Genomic DNA, 21,982 nt, shown 5'->3' with positions numbered 1-21,982 from the left:
GGTTCTCCTTGTTGGGATCAGGCAGTTCTGTGGCGGTGATGAACGATGCGGGCACGCAGGATGCCGCGCGTGCCGAACAGGATCGAGGCGAAATAGACGACGCCGGCGGACAGGATGATGGCCGGGCCGGAGGGCAGCGACGCATGGTAGGACAACAGCAGCCCGGCAATGCAGGAGGCAAAGCCGATCACTGTGGCCAACACGCACATCGGCTCGACGCGCGAGGTCCAGAAGCGGGCCGCCGCCGCCGGCAGCATCATCAGCCCGACCGACAGCAAGGTGCCGAGCGCCTGGAAGCCGCCGACGAGATTGAGCACGACGAGGCCGAGAAAGATGAAATGCACCGGGCTGCCCATCCGGCTGACCGAGCGCAGGAACAAAGGGTCGAGGCATTCGGCGACCAGCGCCCGCCAGAAGATGGCGAGGCTGACCAGCGTCACCACGACGATGCCGCCGATCAGCGTCAGCGCCTCGTTGTTGAGCGCCAGCACGGTGCCGAAGAGCACATGCATGAGATCGACGCTGGAACCGCGGATCGATACCATGAGCACGCCGATGGCCAGCGAAATCAGATAGAAGGCCGCCATCGAGGCGTCCTCGCGCTGAATGGTGAAGCGCGAGACGGCGCCGGCGCCGAGCGCCACGATGATGCCGGCGATCAGTCCGCCGATAGTCATCGGCAGGATCTCCAGGCCATAGAACAGGAAGCCGGCGGCAGCACCGGGCAGGATGGCATGCGCCATGGCGTCGCCGGACAGGCTCATGCGCCGCAGCATCAGGAACACGCCGACCGGGCAGGCGCCGAGCGACAGCATCATCGAACCGGCGAGCGCCCGCTGCATGAAGGCGTAGTCGGCGAAAGGAGCGACGAAAAGACCGTAAAGCACGTCCATCATGCCGTCCTCGGCCCGGAGCCGTGATAATGGTCGTGGTCATGGCCGTGCTCGTGGCCACCGTGCTGGTGATCATGCTCGCCGGGCTCACACCATGGCGCGTTGTCCTCCCAGGCTTCGTGGAAGCGGCGCGCGCGCAACAGATTCTCCGGCTGCAGCGTCTCCCTGGTCTCGCCCCAGGCGATCGGCTGGCGCGCCAGCAGCAGTGTTTCGGGGAAATTCTGCCGCACCAGATCGAGATCGTGGACCACAACCATGATCGTGCGTTCCTCGCCGTGCCAGCGCTTGATCAGCGCGATCAGGTCACCGACCGTCTTGGCATCGACGGCGTTGAACGGCTCGTCGAGCAGGATGAGCTCGGCATCCTGCAACAGCACGCGGGCAAACAGCGTGCGCTGCAGCTGGCCGCCCGACAGTGTGTCGATCGGCCGCTTCTCGAAGCCGCCGAGGCCGACGGCCATCAGCGCCTTGCTGACAGAGTCGCGATCTTCCCTCGTATAACGGCCGAGCATGCCGCGCCGCGGCCACAGACCAAGCGAAACCAGGTCGACGACCCGGGCCGGAAAGGAGCGGTCGAGTTCCGATTGCTGCGGCAGATAGGCGGCGCGTACGCCGGGCGCCCGGATCACCGCGCCGGCCATCGGCTTCAGGACGCCGACAATGCCCTTCATCAGCGTTGATTTGCCGGAGCCGTTGGCGCCGACGACCGCCGTCAGCGATCCCTTGCGGATCGTACCATTGAGGTGGTGGACCGCAGGATGGCTGTTGTAGCCCAGCGTCAGGTCGCGGAAGGTCAGGCAGGTTTGGCTCATGTGACGATCCATGGGGGCGATGATCGGCGCTGCAGGGGCGGATTCGATATGTGATGTTATTACATTAGTCAACAAGCCAATCGGGCGGAATTGCGGCCGGGCCGTCTTGTTGTGTGCTTTGGCTTGGCTCAAGAAGTTCCGCTCGAGCGGCCTTGCCCCCGGCGAACCCGGCCCCTAAACAGGCACCGACAAGAGGAGAAGGAATATCCAATGAGCATTCGTCGTATCGATGTAGGCCCGCGCATGAGCCAGATCGTCATCCACGGCAACACCGTCTATCTGGCCGGTCAGGTCGGCAAGCCGGGCGGAAACGTCGGTGCCCAGACCAGGGACATTCTGGCGGCGATCGACGAATTGCTGGCCAAGGCCGGCACCGACAAAACCAAGATCCTGCAGGCGATCATCTGGCTGGCCGACATGAGCACCTTTGCCGAGATGAACGCGGAGTGGGACAAATGGGTACCGCAAGGCAACACGCCGGCCCGCGCCACCGGCGAAGCGAAGCTTGCCGGACCGGAATATCTGGTCGAGATTATTGTTACCGCGGCGATTTGAGGCGTAGCGCTTTCCCTTCTCCCCTTGCGGGAGAAGGTGGCCGAGCGAAGCTCGGTCGGATGAGGGGTGTTGGACGGATCGCTACGCCGATATTTTAAACACCAAAAATCATTCGATATTTTTAACGTCTCATTCCTTCCAGCACCCCTCATCCGTCTCGGCGCTGCGCGCCGATCCACCTTCTCCCACAAGGGGAGAAGGGGGCGTGTCACTACCCCTGCGACGGCGTGAACCGCGCCACTAGCGTGTGGCTCTCGGCCGCATAGGTGAAGCGGACATGGGTGACAGGGTGCTCGGCGCTCCATGTCCGCCGCTCGATCACCAGGCACGGTGCGCCCGTCGCGATGTCGAGTGCCGCCGCTACGTGCTTTTCGGCGGCAACCGCGCGGATGCGATGCTCGGCCGCACTCCACGGCACACGGCCGATCAGCCACGGACCGGGCGCGGTGTCGAAAAACGCCTCTTCGGCGGCCTCCGGCACGGCAGCCAGGTTGATCAGCCGCTGCTCGTGGGCGAACGGCCGCTTGCCGGCGAAATGCCGGCATTCCAGCACCAGCACCGGCCCGGCGACGTCGAGTTCCAGCAGGGCGCGGTCGTCGGCGCTGCTGCGCCTTCTGTTTCGCGCCATGCGCTCATAGCGGTAGGGCAGGCCAAGTGCCTCGACCTCGATCCGGATGTCGTGGATTTCGAGAACGGCTGCCTGCGACTGCGGCCGGCGGACATAACTGCCGGAGCGACGCCGGCGCTCGATCAGCCCGGCCTTGGCCAGTTGCGACAGCGCCTTGTTCACTGTCATGCGCGAACAATTGTATTCGGCCGTCAGTTCATGCTCGAACGGAATGCGGTGGCCGGGCGCCCAGGCACCCGACAGGATCCGTTCGCTGATGTCCGACAGGATGCGCTGGTGCAGCGAAAGAACCTCGCCGCCGTCCGCGCTTCCAGAATTCGCGCTTATTGTCCCGATCATGCTCATGCCGAAAGCGCTGTCATCACCTTGCGGAACCGCTCGGCGATGGCATCGCGCCTGGCATGCATGCCGCCGCTGACCAGTTTCTTGCCATGCACCCAGACGCAATCGACCTTGGTGCCGTTGGCAAAAATCCAGGCATCAAGGATTGCATCGCCCGTCTTGCCGGCCAGCGATGGATGCTTGCCGTCGAGCGAGACGAAATCGGCCGAGGCACCTGCTGCGATCTGCGAGAGGCCGGCGCCCAACGCGGCACTGCCACCATCGAGCGCTGCATCGAACAAAGCACGGCCGGTCGAGCCACCGGCCACCGCCAGCACGTTGCGGGCGCGGTGGGCCAGGCGCTGCGAATATTCGAGCTGCCGCAACTCGTCCGGCAGGCCGATCAGTACGTTTGAATCCGAGCCGATGCCGAAGCGGCCGCCATGCTGCATGAACAAGGACGCGGCAAAGGTGCCGTCGCCGAGATTGGCCTCGGTGATCGGGCAAAGACCGGCAACGGCGCCGCTTTTCGTCATTTGCACCGTCTCGGTCTCGGTCATGTGGGTGGCGTGGATGAGGCACCAGCGCCGGTCGACCTTGGCGTTGGCAAGCAGCCATTCGACCGGCCGCGCGCCGGACCAGGCAAGACAATCCTCGACCTCCTTCATCTGCTCGGCGATGTGGATGTGGATAGTCCCCTCCGGCGCCATCACCGTGATGTTTTCCAGTTCCTCCGGTGTCACGGCACGCAGGCTGTGCGGGGCGACGCCCACGACGCCTTGATTCAGCGCGCGAATGGATTCGCGGCATTTCTCAACAAGCCGCGAGAACTGGTTCACATCGTTGATGAACCGGCGCTGGCCTTCATTTGGCGCAGCGCCGCCGAAAGAGGAATGCGCGTAGAACACCGGCAGCAAAGTCAGCCCGATGCCTGTCTCGGACGCTGCGGCAACGATGCGCTGCGCCATCTCGGCGATGTCAGTATAGGGCCGGCCGTCGCGGTCGTGGTGTAAATAATGAAACTCGCCGACGCGCGAGAACCCGGCCTCCAGCATCTCGACATAGAGCTGGGCCGCGACCGCCTCGACCTGGTCCGGCGTCATCGACAGCGCGAAACGGTACATCACCTCGCGCCAGCTCCAGAAACTGTCGGCGGAAGGGCCGCGCAATTCGGCAAGGCCGGCCATGCCGCGCTGGAAGGCATGGCTATGCAGGTTCGGCATGCCGGACAAAAGGATGGCACGGCGCTCGTCGCCAGGCAGGGGCGAGGTATTCGCCTCGACCGTGGCGATCCTGCCGTCGGAGATGACGATCCGCACATTGCTGTGCCAGCCGTCGGGCAGAAGCGCCTGTTCCGCAAAGATTGCTGTCACGTTTTTCTCCAAATCCCGGTCTGCCGTGCGATGATAGCGCTTGCAGTGCCTTTTCATATGTATATACATAATCGTCACCTATTGAAACGGAAAAGATGATGGCTGCAGAGAGCAAAAGCCGGGCAGGAGAGCTTCGCCTCTGGCGCAATGCGCGCCTCGCGACCATGGCCGAAAGCAGCCCCGGGTCAGGCGTCGTCGAGCACGGTGCGGTCGCCGTGCGCAACGGCCGGATCGTCTATGCCGGGGCGCAAGGCGACATGCCGGCAGCACTTAGCAAAGGCGCCGAGGCGACCGACTGCGAAGGCCGCTGGATTACGCCCGGCCTGATCGACTGCCATACCCATCTGGTCCATGCCGGCAACCGTGCCAATGAATTCGAGATGCGGCTGGCGGGCGCCAGCTATGAGGAGGTTGCCAAGGCCGGCGGCGGCATCGTTTCCTCGGTCAAGGCACTGCGCGCCGCCAGCGAGGACGAACTGGTCGGCCAGTCGCTGCCGCGCCTCGACGCGCTGATCGCCGAAGGCGTCACCACCGTCGAGATTAAATCCGGCTACGGTCTCGACCTCCAAAACGAGAAGAAGTCGCTGCGCGCCGCACGACGGCTGGGCGGTGAACGGCCGGTGACGGTCAGGACCACTTTCCTCGGCGCTCATGCACTGCCGCCCGAAGCAAAAGGCGACAAGGACGCCTTTATCGATCTTGTCGCCAACGAGATTTTGCCGGCCGTCGCTGCCGAGGGCCTGGCCGATGCCGTCGACGGTTTTTGCGAAGGCATTGCCTTTTGGCCGGAGCAGATCGCCCGCGTGTTCGATGCCGCGAAGGCGGCGTGCCTGCCGGTCAAGCTCCATGCGGACCAACTGTCCAATCTGCACGGCGCCGAACTTGCGGCGCGCTATGGTGCGCTATCGGCCGACCACCTCGAATACACCGACGAGGCCGGTGCGGCGGCGATGGCGAAGGCCGGAACCTTGGCGACCATCCTGCCCGGCGCCTACTACTTCATTCGCGAGACCAAGAAGCCGCCGATCGCCTTGTTTCGCCAGCATGGCGTCAGGATGGCCGTTGCCACCGATAACAATCCCGGCACGTCGCCGCTGACCTCGCTGCTGCTGACCATGAACATGGCCGCGACATTGTTTGGCCTGACCGTCGATGAATGCCTTGCCGGCGTTACCCGCGAGGCTGCCCGCGCGCTCGGGCTGCTTGGACAGACCGGCACGCTGGAGGCCGGAAAATCGGCCGATCTGGCGATCTGGAACGTCGAGCGCCCGGCCGAACTCGTCTACCGCATGGGCTTCAACCCGCTGCATGCCCGCATCTGGAGGGGACAATGACCGAACTCAAGCTAAGGCCGGGCAATGCCACGCTGGCCGATTGGCGCGCCATCTATCGCGGCGCCGCACTGAGGCTCGACGATGCCTGCCGGCCGAAGATCAAGGCCAGCGCCGAGGCCGTCGCCAGGATCGTTGCCAAGGGCGAGCCGGTCTATGGCATCAATACCGGCTTCGGCAAGCTGGCCAGCGTCCGCATCCCCGCCGCCGATCTGGAAACGTTGCAGCGAAACATCGTGCTGTCTCATGCCGCCGGCGTCGGCGAGCCGATGCCCGTCGCAATCTGCAGGCTGATGATGGCGCTGAAGCTGGCCAGCCTGGCACAGGGCGCCTCCGGCGTGCGGCCGCGGACGATCGAACTGATCGAGGCGATGCTGGCCAACGACGTTATCCCCGTGGTGCCGGCGCAAGGCTCGGTCGGCGCTTCCGGCGACCTTGCGCCGCTGTCGCACATGACCGCCGTGATGATCGGCGTCGGCGAGTGCTTTACCCCGCATGGCCGCTTTCCCGCCAAGGTCGCCTTCGTTTCGCATGGGTTGGAGCCGGTGACACTGGGCGCCAAGGAAGGCCTGGCGCTGCTCAACGGTACCCAGTTTTCGACCGCCTATGCGCTTGCCGCTTTGTTCGAGGCGGAAGTGCTCTACCAGTCGGCACTGGTCGCCGGCGCGCTGTCGACCGATGCCGCCAAGGGCTCCGACGCTCCGTTCGATCCACGCATCCATCTGCTCAGGAAACATCGCGGCCAGATCGAGACGGCCGAGGCGTTGCGCAATTTGATGGCCGGCAGCGCCATCCGTGAATCGCACCGCGTCGGCGACGAGCGCGTGCAGGATCCGTATTGCCTGCGCTGCCAGCCGCAGGTGATGGGCGCAGCACTCGACGTGCTCCGCAAGGCCGCCGAGACGCTCGGCACCGAGGCCAACGGCGTCACCGACAATCCGCTGATCTTTGCCGAGGACGACTCCGCACTTTCGGGCGGCAATTTCCATGCCGAGCCGGTCGCCTTCGCCGCCGACATGATCGCACTCGCCGTCTGCGAGATCGGCTCGCTGTCGGAGCGGCGCATCGCCATGCTGGTCGATCCGGCGCTGTCGGGCATGCCGGCCTTTCTCACGCCCAAGCCGGGTCTGAATTCCGGTTTCATGATCCCTCAGGTCACGGCGGCAGCACTGGTTTCTGAAAACAAGCAAAAGGCCTATCCGGCCAGCGTCGATTCGATCCCGACCTCGGCCAACCAGGAAGACCACGTCTCGATGGCGGCGCATGGCGCGCGCCGCCTCATCGGCATGGTCGAGAATGCGACGGCCGTCATCGGCATCGAATTGCTGGCCGCCGCGCAAGGCTGCGATTTCCACGCACCGCTGGCCTCGAGCGCGGCCCTGGAGGCGGTGCGCCGGCTGGTCAGGGCAGAGGTGCCGCATCTCGACAACGACCGGCACTTCCACCCCGACATGGAGAAGGCCATCGCCATGATACGCAGCGGCGCGGCGGTGAAGACCGCGGGTGCGGTGAAACTGCCGGGCGTTGCGTCATGAGGCGGTGTGCCGTGACAGGTCGCGTTCTGTCGCGCCCCCCTCTGTCCTGCCGACGTCCAGCCAGAAACAAAAAACCCGCCTCAAAGGCGGGTCGTCGGGCCGAATCAGCACCATACCGAAATTAGTAGCATAGCTGCCGGCACAAAGCAAGAACAAAATGCGTCGCAGCGGGAAGAAAAATGCGAATTCCCTGCGCTGCCGCGCCTTATCGGCAAACCCGACGTCGGTACGCTAGGTCGAGTTCCTTCGCGCCCCCCTCTGCCCTGCCGGGCATCTCCCCCTCTAGTGGGGAGATTGGCAGCTGCGGCGCCTCGCTCAATCCTGCAACGTTGGAGACTGGCGGAAGCCAGTGTGACGGCCAATCTCCCCACTAGAGGGGGAGATGTCCGGCAGGACAGAGGGGGGCGCCGTAGAGCTCCAACGCGGGAAAATCTTCTATGACCTCACCCTCCTGGCTCACCGTCACCCAAGGCACAGCACCCCTGCTGGTTTCGATCCCGCATACCGGCATCGATCTCGCCGGCCTCGACAGCCGGCTGGTCTCGCCCTGGCTCGGCCGCCGTGACGCCGACTGGTGGATCGACAAGCTTTATGACTTCGCCGAGAGCCTCGGCGCGACGGTCGTGCATACGGCGATTTCGCGCACCGTTATCGACGTCAACCGCGATCCGTCCGGCGTTTCGCTCTATCCCGGCCAGACGACGACTGGGCTCTGCCCGACAGAGACCTTTGACGGCGATCAGCTCTACCGCAAGGGTGAAGAGCCGGGACCGTCGGAGATCGACGAACGCCGCGAGAAGTTCTTCGTACCCTATCATGCCGCTCTGCAGGCCGAGATCGACAGGCTGCGCGCTTTGCATGGGAAGGTCGTCGTCTATGACTGCCATTCGATCCGCTCGGTGCTGCCGCGCCTTTTCGAAGGCAAATTGCCGGTCTTCAATCTCGGCACCAATGACGGCAAGAGCGCCGATCCGACGCTGCAAGCGACGGTTGGCCGGATCCTCGCCGAAACCGGCGAGAGCTACGTCGTCAACGGCCGCTTCAAGGGCGGCTGGATCACGCGCCATTTCGGCCAGCCGCTAGCCGGCGTCCACGCGCTGCAGATGGAACTCTCCAACCGCGGCTATATGCGCGAGCCCGAAGGCAAGGGCGAACCGGCTAACTGGCCGGTGCCTTACGAGGCCGAATTCGCGGCGCCGATCCGCGTCACGCTGAAGAAGATCCTGGAAACCGCGATCGCCTGGGCCGAACGCTGACGCGCGGTGCACCTCACTCGAAAGGGACAATCATGACCGATCCTCGCCACAACATCCGTGAAGTGCGCAGCCCGCGCGGCAGCGAGCTCAACGCCCGCACCTGGCTGACGGAAGCGCCGTTGCGCATGCTGATGAACAATCTCGACCCAGACGTCGCCGAAAACCCCAACGAGTTGGTCGTCTATGGCGGCATCGGCCGGGCGGCGCGCACCTGGAACGATTTCGACCGCATCGTTGCCTCGCTGAAGACGCTTGGCGACGACGAGACGTTGTTGGTGCAATCGGGCAAGCCGGTCGGCGTGTTCCGCACTCATCCTGACGCCCCGCGCGTGCTGATCGCCAATTCCAACCTGGTGCCGCACTGGGCGACATGGGAGAAATTCAACGAGCTCGATAAAAAGGGCCTGATGATGTACGGCCAGATGACGGCCGGCTCGTGGATCTACATCGGCACGCAAGGCATCGTGCAGGGCACCTACGAGACCTTCGTCGAGGCCGGCCGCCAGCATTATGGCGGCAATCTCAGGGGCAAGTGGATCCTGACCGGCGGTCTCGGCGGCATGGGCGGTGCCCAGCCGCTCGCCGCGGTCATGGCCGGCGCCTGCTGCCTGGCCGTCGAATGCGATCCCGACCGCATCGATTTCCGGCTGCGCACCCGCTATGTCGATGAGCGCGCCGACACGCTCGACGAGGCCTTGGAAAAGATCGAGCGCTGGACCAAAGCCGGTGAGGCGAAATCGGTTGGCCTGGTCGGCAACGCCGCCGACATCCTGCCGGAACTGGTGCGGCGCGGCGTGCGCCCCGACATCGTCACCGACCAGACCTCGGCGCATGACCCGCTCAACGGCTATCTGCCCAAGGGCTGGTCGCTGGCCGAGTGGCGCGAGAAACGCACCAGCGACCCGAAGGCCGTTGAAAGAGCTGCCCGCGCGTCGATGCGCGAGCATGTCGAGGCGATGGTGGCGTTCTGGAATGCCGGCGTGCCGACGCTCGACTACGGCAACAACATCCGCCAGGTGGCGAAGGAGGAGGGGTTCGAGAATGCTTTTGCCTTCCCGGGTTTCGTGCCGGCTTATATCCGTCCGCTGTTTTGCCGCGGCATCGGCCCGTTCCGCTGGGCAGCGCTTTCCGGCGATCCCGAGGATATCTACAAGACCGACGCCAAGGTGCGCGAGCTGACCCCCGGCAACACCCATCTGCACAACTGGCTCGACATGGCGCGTGAGCGCATCGCCTTCCAGGGACTGCCGGCGCGCATCTGCTGGGTTGGGCTTGGCGATCGCCACCGGCTCGGCCTCGCCTTCAACGAGATGGTCGCCAGGGGCGAACTGAAGGCGCCGGTGGTCATCGGCCGCGATCACCTCGATTCCGGCTCGGTCGCCTCGCCGAACCGCGAGACGGAGGCGATGAAGGACGGCTCCGATGCCGTCTCCGACTGGCCGTTGCTCAATGCCTTGCTCAACACGGCGTCCGGCGCCACCTGGGTGTCGCTGCACCATGGCGGCGGCGTCGGCATGGGCTTTTCGCAGCATGCCGGCATGGTCATCGTCGCCGACGGCACGCCCGAGGCGGCCAAGCGCCTGGAAAGGGTTCTGTGGAACGATCCGGCGACCGGCGTCATGCGCCACGCCGATGCCGGCTATGACATCGCGATCGAGTGCGCCCGGGAGAACCAGCTCAACCTGCCCGGCATTTTGGGCTGAGCCGCGCCTTGCGCATCCTTCGGGCAGCCGAATACCGGCCGATGCCGTGGAAGAACGGCGGCGGGGTGACGACGGAGATTGCCGTCTCGCCGCCAGGTGCCGGGCTCGACGATTTCGACTGGCGCGTCTCGATGGCGCTGGTCGAGGGCGGCGGCCCATTTTCCGGATTTGCCGGCGTCGACCGGACCTTGGCGTTGCTGGAAGGCGAGGGCATGATCCTCGACATCGCCGGCCGGCTACCGGTCGAAATCACCAAGGCTTCCGCACCGCTTGCCTTTCCGGCCGACGTGCCGACGCAAGCCACGCTGATCGCCGGTCCGATCACCGACCTCAACGTCATGACCCGCCGCGCCCGGGCGATCCACACGGTCGAGCGCCTGCTGATTTCGGCTCCGACGGAGATCCAGGCCGAAGCCGATGAAACACTCATCCTGTGCGTCGACGGCGAACTCAGCGTGGCCGGCGCGGCGCCCATGCAACTTGGGCCGCTCGACGCGCTGTTGCTCGGGGCGCAAGCGCCGGAACTGCGCCTGGATCCGGTCCGGCCGGCCATGCTGTTCGTGATCCGCATCGACCGCATTGCCGGCAACGATTAACGTCTGTTGCCAAACATGATCGTGACGCCGGCCAAATATCGCGTAAGCTGGTCGCTGCATCACGAAAAAGCCTGAATCTTCCGCCGATCAGAAGCCGAAACGATGCTCATAGTGCCCGCCTGGAAGTTGTCGAAAGACGGCATCTTGTCGTGGTGCGGAAACAAAACTTTCGGCCAAGTGTTGCGATGCAACCAATTGCATTTGGACCGGTTTTAGGGACATTGCCGTGGCGGTGACGCCGCACTGCGTCCCCAACACGGAACCTTAGATGAATATCCAGACCAATCTCGCACAGATCGAAAAGACGAGCGCCAGCTTCCCGGCTGTCACCGACGTGCCGATACGCTCCAATTTCCTGCCGGAAGATCGGCTGCGCGCTTTGGGCGCAGCCCTTGCCAATGGCGACGCCAAGGACTTGTTCGGTCTGACGCCTTTCGATTTTCAGGCGCGCATCCGCGACAGCGCCAGGAAAATTCTCGATGTCTACCGTTCCACCAACGCTGCCCAGGCGAGGGGCGAAACGATCACGCCCGCGGCGCAGTGGCTGCTCGACAACAACTACCTGGTCGAGGAGACCATTTTTCAGGTCAAGCGCGACCTGCCGCGCCGCTTCTACCGCCAGTTGCCGACGCTGAAACTGTCGGATGGATCCAGCGTGCCGCGCGCACTGGCGGTCGCGTGGACCTATGTCGCGCATTCCGACAGTTCCGTCTCGTCGGCCATGTTCAAGGCGATCGTCGAAGGCTTCCAGTCCATCGAGCCGCTGAAGATTGGCGAATTATGGGCGCTGCCGTCGCTGCTGCGCTTCGTCCTAATCGAGAACCTTCGCCGGATCGCGGTCCGCGTCAATCGCACGCGGGAACTGCGCCAGATCGCCAACGAGGTCGCCGACCGTGTGCTGGCGACGGACGACAGCGCCGACCGGCAGGCGATACTTTCCCACTACAGCGCCCATGCGCAGGACACCACCTTCGCCACCCAGTTGCTCTACCGGCTGCGTGACGGCTCGCAAAATGCCGGCAGGGCGCTGGAATGGCTGGAGGGCGAGCTGGAAAGGACCGGCTCCGACGCCGAGGAGATCATCCTCAGCGAGCACCACACGCTGTCCAGCGGCAACGTGACCACCGGCAACATCATCCGCGGCCTGCGCCTGATCAACGACATCGACTGGACGGTGTGGTTCGAGGGCGTCAGCCGCATCGACACCTTGCTGCGCGAACGCACCGATTTCGCCGCGCTCGATTTCTTTTCGCGCGACCAATACCGGACTGCGATCGAGGAGCTGGCGCGCCGTTCCGATCTCTCCGAATTTCGCGTTGCCGAAAGGGCGATCGAGCTCGCCGGCCATGCTGCCGATGCACCGGGCTCCGAAAGCGGTCCGATCGCTCACACCGACGTCGGCTTCTTTCTGGTCGGCCCGCGCCGGCAGGAGCTCGAGCGGTCGATCGGCTACCGGCCGACCATCGGCAAGACGCTCAACCGGACCTTCCGCAAGACCGGATGGCTGGGCATCGTCGTGCCGGTGTTTGCGCTGACGGTCCTGCTTCTGGTCGTTTCCGGCAATGCGCTTGCCAATCTCGGCCTGTCGGTGCCGTCGATCGTCCTGATGCTGGCCCTGTTCGCGGTGCCGGCCAGCGAAGGCGCGCTTGCATTCTTCAACACCGTCGTCTCGCTGTTTTTGAAGCCGACGCGTCTCATCGGCTATGATTTCAGGCACGGTGTGCCGCCCGAGGCGCGCACGCTGGTGGTGGTGCCGTCGCTGATCGGCTCGCGCGACGATGTCGAGGAGAACATCCGCAACATCGAGGTGCATCACCTCGCCAACACGGCGGGCGAAGTCTATTTCGCGCTGCTTTCCGACTGGCCGGACTCGAAGACCGAGATCGATACGGCGGATGTCGAAATCCTCGAATTCGCCCGCGCCGAAATCGCCAGGCTGAACGCCCGCTATCCCTCGGAAGGGGCGCCGCGCTTTTATCTGCTGCATCGGCGCCGGCTCTACAACGCATCGCAAGGCGTCTGGATGGGCTGGGAGCGCAAGCGCGGCAAGCTGCACGAATTGAACCTTCTGCTGCGCGGCGACAGCGACACCACCTTCCTGCCGTTGGAAGTGCCATTGCCGGAGAGCGTCGTCCACGTGATGACGCTGGACGCCGACACCCGCACCACCCGCGACGCCGTCGCTGCGCTGGCCGGCAAGCTTTGCCACCCGCTCAACCGTCCGCATTTCGATGTCGCACGGCGCGAGGTTACGGCAGGTTATTCCATCCTGCAGCCGCGTATCACCGCGTCGCTGACCAGTGGCGACGAGGCATCGTTCTTTCAGCGTGTCTTTTCCGCCAATCGCGGGCTCGATCCGTACGTCTTTGCCGTGTCGGACCTCTACCAGGACATCTTCGGCGACGGTTCCTTCACCGGCAAGGGTCTTTACCATGTCGACGCCTTCGAGGCGGCGTTGAAGGGCCGCATCGAGGAAAACACCATCCTCAGCCATGATCTGCTCGAAGGCGCCCTGGCGCGCTCGGCCTTGGTCACCGACGTCGAACTGGTCGAGGACTATCCGACCCGCTATTCGGTCGACGCGTCGCGCCACCATCGCTGGGCACGCGGCGACTGGCAGCTTCTGGGCTTCATTCTTGGCCCGCGCTCAAACGTGCCGGCGCTGTCGCGCTGGAAGATGGTGGACAATCTGCGCCGCTCGGTGACGCCGATCTTCTGGGTGATGGCCGCGATCGCCGGCTGGACGCTGCTGCCCTTCACGCAGGCCGCCCAATGGCAGGCGCTGCTGATCCTCACGCTGTTCATGGCGCCCACTTTCGACATTGTCGACGCCATCCTGCCGAAGAGCGGCGACCAGACGCCGCGCGGCCATTTCTCGGCACTGGCACGCGACGTTGCCTTCGGCACCGCCCTGGTGGCGCTGAAGATCGTGCTGATGGCGCATCTTGCCTGGATGATGGGCGACGCGATCATCCGCACGCTCTACCGCCTGTTCGTCAGCCGCCAGAACCTGCTCGAATGGCGCACCGCCTCGCAGGCACACAAGGGCGGCGACAACGATCTCGGCTCCTATTACAGCATCATGTACGGCGCGGTGATCATCGGCGTCGTCGGCCTCGCTGTCCCGGTGCTGGCCGATTCCACCGGCGCCTTCGTCGCCTTCTTCTTTGCCTTGTTCTGGATCGGCTCGCCCGCCATCGCCTGCTGGATCAGCCGTTCGGCCGAAACCGAGGACCGCCTGCGCATATCGGCCGCCGACATCCACGCGCTGCGCACCGTGGCGCGACGTACATGGCACTATTTCGAGACCTTCGTGACGGCCGAGCATCACCATCTGCCGCCGGATAATTTCCAGGAAAGCCCGGCCCCCGTGGTGGCGCCCCGCACCTCGCCGACCAATATCGGCGTCTACCTGCTGTCGGTGATTTCGGCACGCGATTTCGGCTGGATCAGCCTCTCCGACGCCGTCAACCGCATCGACGCGACCATGTCGACCATCGAGAGCATGCCGCGCGACCGCGGCCATCTCTTCAACTGGTATGACACGACGACCCTGAAGCCGCTCTACCCGCTGTACATTTCGGCGGTCGACAGCGGCAATCTCGCCGGCCATCTGGTGGCCGTGGCCGCTGCCTGCGCCGAATGGGCCGAAGCGCCGTCGGTGCATGTGCAGGGCGACTTCGAAGGCATCCTCGACACCGTCACCATCCTCGACGAAAGCCTTGAGGAACTGCCCGACGACCGGCGTCAATTGCGGCCCTTGCGCCAGCGGCTCGCCGACCGTCTCGACGGCATGCGGCGGGCGGTGGAATTGATCAAGGCGCAGCCGGAGATGGCGTCGATCCGCACCATCAACCTGGCCGTCCTGGCCGGCGAGATACGCAAGCTCGCGACAGCCATCCATACCGAGGCAGCGTCGACCCAGAGCGACACCATCGCCGATTGGGCGGCCAGGCTCGAAGCCACCTGCGAGGCGCATGTGCACGACGCGCACAGCGACGAAAACGCCGTCGCGGCATTGCGGGCCAAGCTTCTGACGTTGCGCGAGCGCACGCGCCGTTTCGCCTTCGAGATGGATTTCTCGTTCCTGATGCGGCCCGAACGCAAGCTCTTGTCGATCGGTTACCGGGTCGAGGAGCATCAGCTCGACGAAAGCTGCTACGATCTTTTGGCCTCCGAGGCGCGGCTGACCAGCCTGTTCGCCATCGCCAAGGGCGATTTGCCGACCGAGCACTGGTTCCGGCTCGGCCGGCCGATCGTCGAGATCGGCTTCCAGGGCGCACTGATGTCCTGGTCCGGCTCGATGTTCGAATATCTGATGCCGCCACTGGTGATGAAGGAGCCGCAAGGCAGCATTCTCAACCAGACCAGCAAGCTCATCATCAAGCGCCAGATCCAGTATGGCCGTTCGAAGAACGTTCCCTGGGGGATTTCGGAAGCGGCCTACAACGCCCGCGACCGCGAGCTGACCTATCAGTACACCAATTTCGGCGTGCCCGGGCTCGGCCTGAAGCGCGGCCTTGGCCAAAACACGGTGATCGCGCCTTACGCGACCGTGCTGGCAGCGCAGTTCACGCCGCATGAATCCGTCCAGAACCTGGCCAAGCTCAGGCGGCTGGGCGCACTGGGCCGGCACGGTTTTTACGACGCGGTGGATTTCACGCCGCAACGCGTTCCCGAGGGCACCGACCACGCCGTCGTGCTCAACTACATGGCCCACCACTCCGGCATGTCGATTGCCGCAGTTGCCGATGCGATCTTCGAAGGGCGCCTGCGCGACCGCTTCCACAGCGATCCGGTGATCGAGTCGGCCGAATTGCTGCTGCAGGAAAGGGCGCCGCGCGACATCCCGACTGCGACCGTCAGGACCGAGGCCGACGAGCGCTCGAAGGACGAGACCGAGCTGGAAAGCCCGGATACCCGCATCGTGCTCGATCCGCTCAGGGCGCTCCGCTCGACCAGTGTCATGTCCAATGGCCGCTATTCGGTCATGGTGACCGCCACCGGCTCCGGGTACAGCCGCTGGGGCGAACTTGCCGTCACGCGCTGGCAGCCGGATCCGACCGAGGACCGCCTTGGTTCCTATATTTTCCTGCGCGACGCCAGCAACGGCGACTGGTGGTCGGCCACCGCCGAGCCGAAGCGCGCCGCCGGCGAGCGTGCGCAGACGCTGTTCTCCGACGACAAGGCGAGCTTCGTCAAATCGATTGGATCGCTGCGTTCGGAAGTCGAGTGCATCGTCATCTCGGAAGGCAATGGTGAGGGCCGACGGGTGACGCTCCACAATGATGGCCCCGCCGACCGGCATATCGAAGTAACCTCGTTTGCCGAACTGGTGCTGGGCTCCGAGCCCTCGGATAATGCCCATCCGGCTTTTTCGAAGATGTTCGTGGAAACCGAGATCGCGCCGAACAACGGCGCGATCTTCGCCACCAGGGGCAAGCGCGAAAAGGACGAACCCGACGTCACCATGGTGCATTTCGTCACCGACCCGTCTGGATCGGCGCGAGACGCCGAGGCGGAAACCGACAGGCGCGCCTTCATCGGCCGCGGCCGCACCATCACCGAAGCGGCTGCCTTTGATCCCGGCGCCAAGCTTGGCGGCCATTCCGGCTTCACCCTGGATCCGATCGCATCGCTTCGCCGGCAGGTGCGTGTGCCGGCCAACAAGAAGATTTCGCTGACGTTCTGGACCGTCGTCGGTACCCATCGCGCCGAATTGGATGCCGCCATCGCACGGCTTGACCATCCCGAAAGCTTCGCCCGCCAGGCGATGCTCGCCTGGACGCGCTCGCAGGTGCAGACCCGGCACCTTGGCCTCAGCCTGTCCGACGCCGCCAATGTGCAGAAGCTGGCGCGCTATCTGATCTATCCCGATCCGTTCCTGCGCCTTCCGGGCGAATCCATCGTCTCCGGGCTCGGCAGGCAGTCCAGCCTGTGGCCGACCAGCATATCCGGCGATTTTCCGATTTTCCTGGTCAGGATCGCCGATGTCGCCGATCTGGAGATCGTCGCCCAGGCGCTTCGCTTCCAGGAATACATGCGCGCTCGCGGCATGATGATCGATTTTGTCGTCGTCAACGAGCAGGCGTCATCCTACGTGCAGGACCTGCAGCGCGCGGTGGAGACGCTGTGCGAAAACAGCCGGTTGCGCGGCAAGGAACTCGGACCCCGCCAGCACATCTTCGCAGTGCGCCGCGATCTGATGGAGGAAATGACCTACAGGACCTTGCTCGCCGTCGCTCGGGTGGTGCTGCATACGCGCAACGGCACCATCTTCGACCAGATCGAGCGCGCCGAGGCCGCGGCACTGCAGGCGCGGGACGCCGCCCTCCAGCCGGCAGACCTTGCAGCGCTTCGCGAGCCGTCCTTGCCGGTGCCGACGTCGCAAGCATCTGCCGCCCAGGCACTAATCGAGGGCCGCGTCGACGGCAGCGGGCTCGACCAATGGAACGGTTTCGGCGGCTTCGACGGCGGCGGACGCCACTACGTCGTGCGTCTTGCCGGCCGGCGCACGACGCCGCAGCCGTGGATCAACGTCATCTCCAACCCATCGTTCGGGTTCCACATTTCGGCTGAAGGCGCTGCCTTCACCTGGAGCCGCAACAGCCGCGACTATCAGTTGACGCCATGGTCGAACGATCCGGTCACCAACCGGCCGGGCGAGGGCATCTATATCTACGATCATGCCAATGGCAGGGCGTTCTCGCCAATGGCTGCCGTGGTGCGTGATCCGACAATGACCTACGAAACCTGGCACGGGCAGGGTTTTTCGACGTTCCGCTCAAAACGCGGGCCGCTGTCGATGGACCTGACCCATGTTGTCGATCCCGTCGATCCGGTGAAGATATCGCGGCTGCGCATCCAGAATTCGGGTTCGGTGCCGATGCGGCTGCGCGTCTACGCCTATGCGGAATGGGTTCTTGGCGGCCATCGCTCGCGCACCGCTGCAAGCATCGTTCCGTCGAGGGATGCCGCAACCGGCGCATTGCTGGCGCAAAATCCCTATGGGCTCGATTTCGGCGAGCGGATCGCCTTTCTGGCCGCCGACGGTGCTGTGCATTCGGTCACCGCCGATCGCGGCGAGTTCATCGGCAGGCAAGGCACGAGCGAGTTTCCGCATGCCGTGCTGAGCGGCGCCGGCCTGTCCGGCCGTGTCGAGGCCGGCGACGATCCCTGCGCGGCCATCGCACGCGACATCGACATCGCTGCCGGCGGCGACGTCACGCTGCTCTGGCTGCTCGGCGACGCGGCCTCGCCCGAGGCGGCCAGCGCGCTGGTGCAGACCCATCGCTCAAGGGATTTCGATCAGCGGCTGGCCGACAACGAGCGCACATGGCGCGGCTTTCTCGACACAATCCAGGTCGAGACGCCGGACAAGGCACTCGACGCTATGGTCAATCACTGGCTGCCCTATCAGAGCCTGGCCTGCCGCATCCGTGCCCGCTCTGCGTTCTATCAGGCGAGCGGTGCCTTCGGCTTCCGCGATCAGTTGCAGGATACCTTGGCTTTGCTGGCGCATGACCCCAAGCTGGCGCGTGATCAGATACTCAATGCGGCGCGGCGGCAATTCCCCGAAGGCGACGTGCAGCATTGGTGGCTGCCGCGCACCGAGGCCGGCGTCCGCACCATGATCTCGGACGACGTCGTCTGGCTGGCCCACGCCACGGCCCGTTACCTGCTGGTGACCGGCGACACCGCGATCCTGAAGGAGCAACTGCCCTTCATCGAAGGGCAGGCGCTGGGCGAAGGCGAGCACGATGCTTTCTTCATCCCGGAAATCTCGAAGAAGACAGCCTCGCTCTACGACCATTGCGCGCGGGCGCTCGATCTTGCCGTCAAGCGCAGCAGCCCGGCCGGGCTGCCGCTGATCCTCGGCGGCGACTGGAACGACGGCATGAACCGCGTCGGCGAGCACGGCAAGGGCGAGAGCGTGTGGCTGGGCTGGTTCCTGCTGAAGACGCTGGGCGACTTTGCCGCTGTCGCCAAGGCGGAGCGCGATGCCAAGCGCGTGCAGGCCTGGACGAAGCACGCCGAGGTGCTGAAGCGGGCGCTGGAAAGCACCGCCTGGGATGGCGAGTGGTATCGGCGCGGCAGCTTCGACGACGGCACGCCGCTCGGCTCGCGCAAGTCGGACGAGTGCAAGATCGACTCGATCGCCCAGTCCTGGAGCGTGCTTTCGGGCGATGGCGACCCGGCGCGGTCGACCACGGCAATGGCGCAGGCGATGAAAGCGCTCGTCGACGACGACCTCAAGATCGCCAAACTGTTCACCCCGCCCTTCTCGAAGACGGAAAAGGACCCGGGCTACATCAAGAGCTATCCGCCGGGGGTCCGTGAAAACGGCGGCCAATACACGCACGCGGCAACATGGTTCGTCATTGCGCTCGCCGAGATGGGTCGCACCGACGATGCCTACCGTTGCCTTTCAATGCTCAATCCGGTCAACCATGCGCTCGACGAAGCCGCGGCAGAGCGCTACCGGGTGGAACCTTATGTCGTCGCGGCCGACGTTTATTCCGGGCAAGACAAGGGCGGCCGCGGCGGCTGGACCTGGTATACCGGGTCGGCGGGCTGGCTTTATCGCGCCGCGGTCGAGAGCATTCTCGGCATAGAGCGCCGCGGACAGCGCCTCCAGTTCACGCCGAGACTTCCTAGCCATTGGGACGGCTATTCGGCAACTCTGAAGATGCTGGGCGCCGAGATCAAGGTACGCGTCGTCCGCGACAAAAAGGCCCGGGCCATCTCACTTGAAGTGAATGGCACGAAGACCAAATCTTCGTCCTTCGAGCCAAAAGCCGGAGATAGTGCCGAGGTGGTCGTCAGAATACCGGCCTAGATTCAAGGGCTTGGAGCGTCGCTTAGCGTTCCCAGGGCACGCACGGGCGCTCCAAGTGCCGCTACCGGTTATATTTGCGGTTGACCTTGCTGAATGCCTGCACACGACTTTAGACGTCGTGCCCAGGGTCTTGCTGATTAAAATTGTGGCAGTGCTTTCCAGCTGCCATGATTTTGCCGCAACGCTGACATTTCACCTTTTATCTCAAACTGTTAGACGATCACGGCAAATTTCGAAGCGTCGTCATCTTTTGTTCGCGGAATGGGAACGGAAGAGCTAGACGAGCATTGTTTTGCGACGCGTCAACCGGTACGAGTCAAAAAATGACGCACTGCACCATAAATAATTGGCGGAGTAGCTGAAGTGTCACTTCTGCAAATCTACTGGCGAGCGCTCGGTTATCTCGCTGCCGACAGGAAACGCGTTGCGTTTATCTGCGGGGCGAATGTCACGCTTGCCATTATCGCCATCCTCGAGCCGATCATGTTCGGCCGGGTGATCGATGCCATTTCGGACCGCGGCTCGGTGTTCTCGACGCTCGCAATGTGGGCCGGCATCGGCGCTTTCAATATCGTCGCCTTCGTTCTGGTGGCGCGCGGCGCCGACCGCTTTGCCCACCAGCGGCGCAGCGAGGTTCTTTGCCAGTCGTTCGAGCGCGTCATCACCATGCCGCTTGCCTGGCATCATCAGCGCGGCACCTCCAATTCCCTGCACACGCTTCTGCGGGCGGTCGAGACCCTGTTCAGCCTCTGGCTCGAATTCATGAGGCAGCACCTGTCGACAGCGGTCGCGTTGGTTCTGCTGGTGCCCACGGCGCTCAGCATGGATATCCGCATGTCGATGGTACTGCTGGCGCTTGGCGCGCTCTATGTCGGCATCGGACGGCTGGTGATGCGGCGCACCAAGGAAGGCCAGGCGGCCGTGGAGCGTCACTACCACAAGGTGTTTGCGCATGTGACCGACTCGGTCAGCAACGTCGCCGTCCTGCAGAGCTACAACCGCATCGGCCACGAGACCGAGGCGCTGAAGCACTACGTCAAGAATCTGCTCGATGTGCAGAACCCCGTGCTCGACTGGTGGGCAATGGCCAACGCGCTGCACCGCCTGTCGTCGACGATTTCGATGATGGTGGTGCTCTTGATTGGCGCCTATCTGGTGACGCACGGCCAGTTGCGCATCGGCGACGTCATCGCCTTTACCGGCTTTGCCACGCTGCTGATTGCCCGGCTCGACCAGATGTCCGCCTTCGCCAACCAGATTTCCGAGGCGCGCGCCAAGCTCGAGGAATTCTATCATCTCGAGGACTCTGCATCCGACGCCGCCGAGCCCGATGGGCTGCGCGATCTCGTCAACGTCACGGGTCATGTGCGTTTCGAGAATGTCTGCTTCGAGTTCGGCAATTCCGGGCAGGGCGTCGACGACGCGTCGTTCGAGGTCCAGGCCGGCCAGACCGTCGCCATCGTCGGCCCGACGGGCGCCGGCAAGACCACGCTCATCAACCTTCTGCAGCGCGTCTTCACGCCGTCCGGCGGACGCATCCTGATCGACGGCATCGATACCCGCACGGTGACCCGCAAGTCGCTGCGCCATTCGATCGCCACCGTGTTCCAGGACGCTGGCCTGCTCAACCGCTCGATCGAGGACAACATCCGCGTCGGCCGTGCGGAGGCGACCTATGACGAGGTCCATGCCGCGGCCAATGCCGCCGCCGCGCAGGATTTCATCCTGTCAAAGTGCGAGGGCTACGACACGGTCGTCGGCGAACGCGGCGGACAGCTGTCCGGTGGCGAGCGCCAGCGCATCGCGATCGCCCGCGCCGTGCTGAAGGACGCGCCCATCCTGGTTCTCGACGAGGCGACCAGCGCGCTCGACGTCGAGACGGAAGACCGCGTCAAGGACGCCATCGACGAATTGCGGCGCGGCCGCACCACCTTCATCATCGCCCACCGCCTGACCACCGTTCGCGACGCCGATCTGGTCGTGTTCATGGACAAGGGCCGGGTGGTCGAGATGGGCGGGTTCACCGAACTGTCGCTGCGCAACGGTCGCTTCGCCAGCCTGCTGCGCGCCGGCGGCCTGCTCAACGACGAGGAGGTCCGCCGCCTCAGCCGGCCGGTGAACGAAGCCGCTTGAGCAGCGC

Annotated in this window: 12 protein-coding genes; 8 read left to right on the top strand and 4 right to left on the bottom strand. The window is 64.5% G+C overall.

The genetic code is table 11. The features are described 5' to 3' along the window. Positions 1-17 precede the first annotated feature (17 nt). Positions 18-893, bottom strand: coding sequence for a zinc ABC transporter permease AztB (gene aztB, locus NKI25_RS16855; RefSeq protein ID WP_023674413.1), 876 nt, complete (start codon positions 891-893; stop codon positions 18-20). Beyond that, positions 893-1,705: a zinc ABC transporter ATP-binding protein AztA gene (aztA, locus tag NKI25_RS16850; RefSeq protein WP_023674414.1), complete on the bottom strand. Its 813-nt coding sequence runs from the start codon at positions 1,703-1,705 to the stop codon at positions 893-895. The genes aztB and aztA overlap by 1 nt, the downstream gene beginning before the upstream one ends. Before the next feature lie 210 nt (positions 1,706-1,915). On the opposite strand from aztA, the gene NKI25_RS16845 reads away from it, so the two are divergent. Then, the gene (locus tag NKI25_RS16845) at positions 1,916-2,260 is read left to right on the top strand and encodes a RidA family protein (RefSeq protein WP_023674415.1); all 345 of its coding nucleotides are present in this window, start codon (positions 1,916-1,918) and stop codon (positions 2,258-2,260) included. 211 nt (positions 2,261-2,471) lie between these two features. On the opposite strand, the gene hutC is transcribed toward NKI25_RS16845, so the two are convergent. Together hutC and NKI25_RS16835 are read right to left on the bottom strand one after the other, a co-directional pair. Beyond that, positions 2,472-3,233, bottom strand: coding sequence for a histidine utilization transcriptional repressor HutC (gene hutC / locus NKI25_RS16840; protein WP_352998788.1), 762 nt, complete (start codon positions 3,231-3,233; stop codon positions 2,472-2,474). Next, entirely contained in the window at positions 3,230-4,582 is a 1,353-nt protein-coding gene (locus NKI25_RS16835) for a formimidoylglutamate deiminase (protein ID WP_352593163.1), read from the bottom strand. Before NKI25_RS16835 ends, hutC begins: the two co-directional genes overlap by 4 nt. 98 nt (positions 4,583-4,680) lie before the next feature. Here NKI25_RS16835 and hutI point away from each other — a divergent pair, with 98 nt between their 5' ends. The 7 genes from hutI (at position 4,681) to NKI25_RS16800 (ending at position 21,975) form a co-directional block, all read left to right on the top strand. Continuing rightward, on the top strand, positions 4,681-5,916 hold the full coding sequence (hutI, locus tag NKI25_RS16830) for an imidazolonepropionase (protein WP_352593166.1): 1,236 nt from the start codon (positions 4,681-4,683) through the stop codon (positions 5,914-5,916). Next, positions 5,913-7,448 carry a histidine ammonia-lyase gene (hutH, locus tag NKI25_RS16825; RefSeq protein ID WP_023674419.1) on the top strand — a complete coding sequence of 512 codons (1,536 nt, stop codon included), beginning with the start codon at positions 5,913-5,915 and terminating at the stop codon, positions 7,446-7,448. The genes hutI and hutH overlap by 4 nt, the downstream gene beginning before the upstream one ends. A gap of 437 nt (positions 7,449-7,885) precedes the next feature. Beyond that, positions 7,886-8,704: an N-formylglutamate deformylase gene (gene hutG, locus NKI25_RS16820; protein WP_023674420.1), complete on the top strand. Its 819-nt coding sequence runs from the start codon at positions 7,886-7,888 to the stop codon at positions 8,702-8,704. A 32-nt stretch (positions 8,705-8,736) separates the two neighbouring features. Then, the gene (gene hutU, locus NKI25_RS16815; RefSeq protein WP_352593169.1) at positions 8,737-10,407 is read left to right on the top strand and encodes a urocanate hydratase; all 1,671 of its coding nucleotides are present in this window, start codon (positions 8,737-8,739) and stop codon (positions 10,405-10,407) included. An 8-nt stretch (positions 10,408-10,415) separates the two neighbouring features. Further along, on the top strand, positions 10,416-11,003 hold the full coding sequence (locus tag NKI25_RS16810) for a HutD/Ves family protein (protein WP_023674422.1): 588 nt from the start codon (positions 10,416-10,418) through the stop codon (positions 11,001-11,003). Positions 11,004-11,271: 268 nt separating this feature from the next. Next, positions 11,272-19,842 (top strand): glycoside hydrolase family 94 protein, encoded by an 8,571-nt coding sequence (locus NKI25_RS16805; protein WP_352998786.1) that lies wholly within the window; start codon positions 11,272-11,274, stop codon positions 19,840-19,842. Positions 19,843-20,205: 363 nt separating this feature from the next. Beyond that, positions 20,206-21,975 (top strand): glucan ABC transporter ATP-binding protein/ permease, encoded by a 1,770-nt coding sequence (locus tag NKI25_RS16800; protein WP_352465475.1) that lies wholly within the window; start codon positions 20,206-20,208, stop codon positions 21,973-21,975. Positions 21,976-21,982: the final 7 nt, after the last annotated feature.

Source organism: Mesorhizobium sp. M0808 (assembly GCF_040320025.1).
Taxonomy (GTDB): Bacteria; Pseudomonadota; Alphaproteobacteria; order Rhizobiales; family Rhizobiaceae; genus Mesorhizobium.
This window is presented reverse-complemented; position numbering and strand designations above follow the sequence as displayed.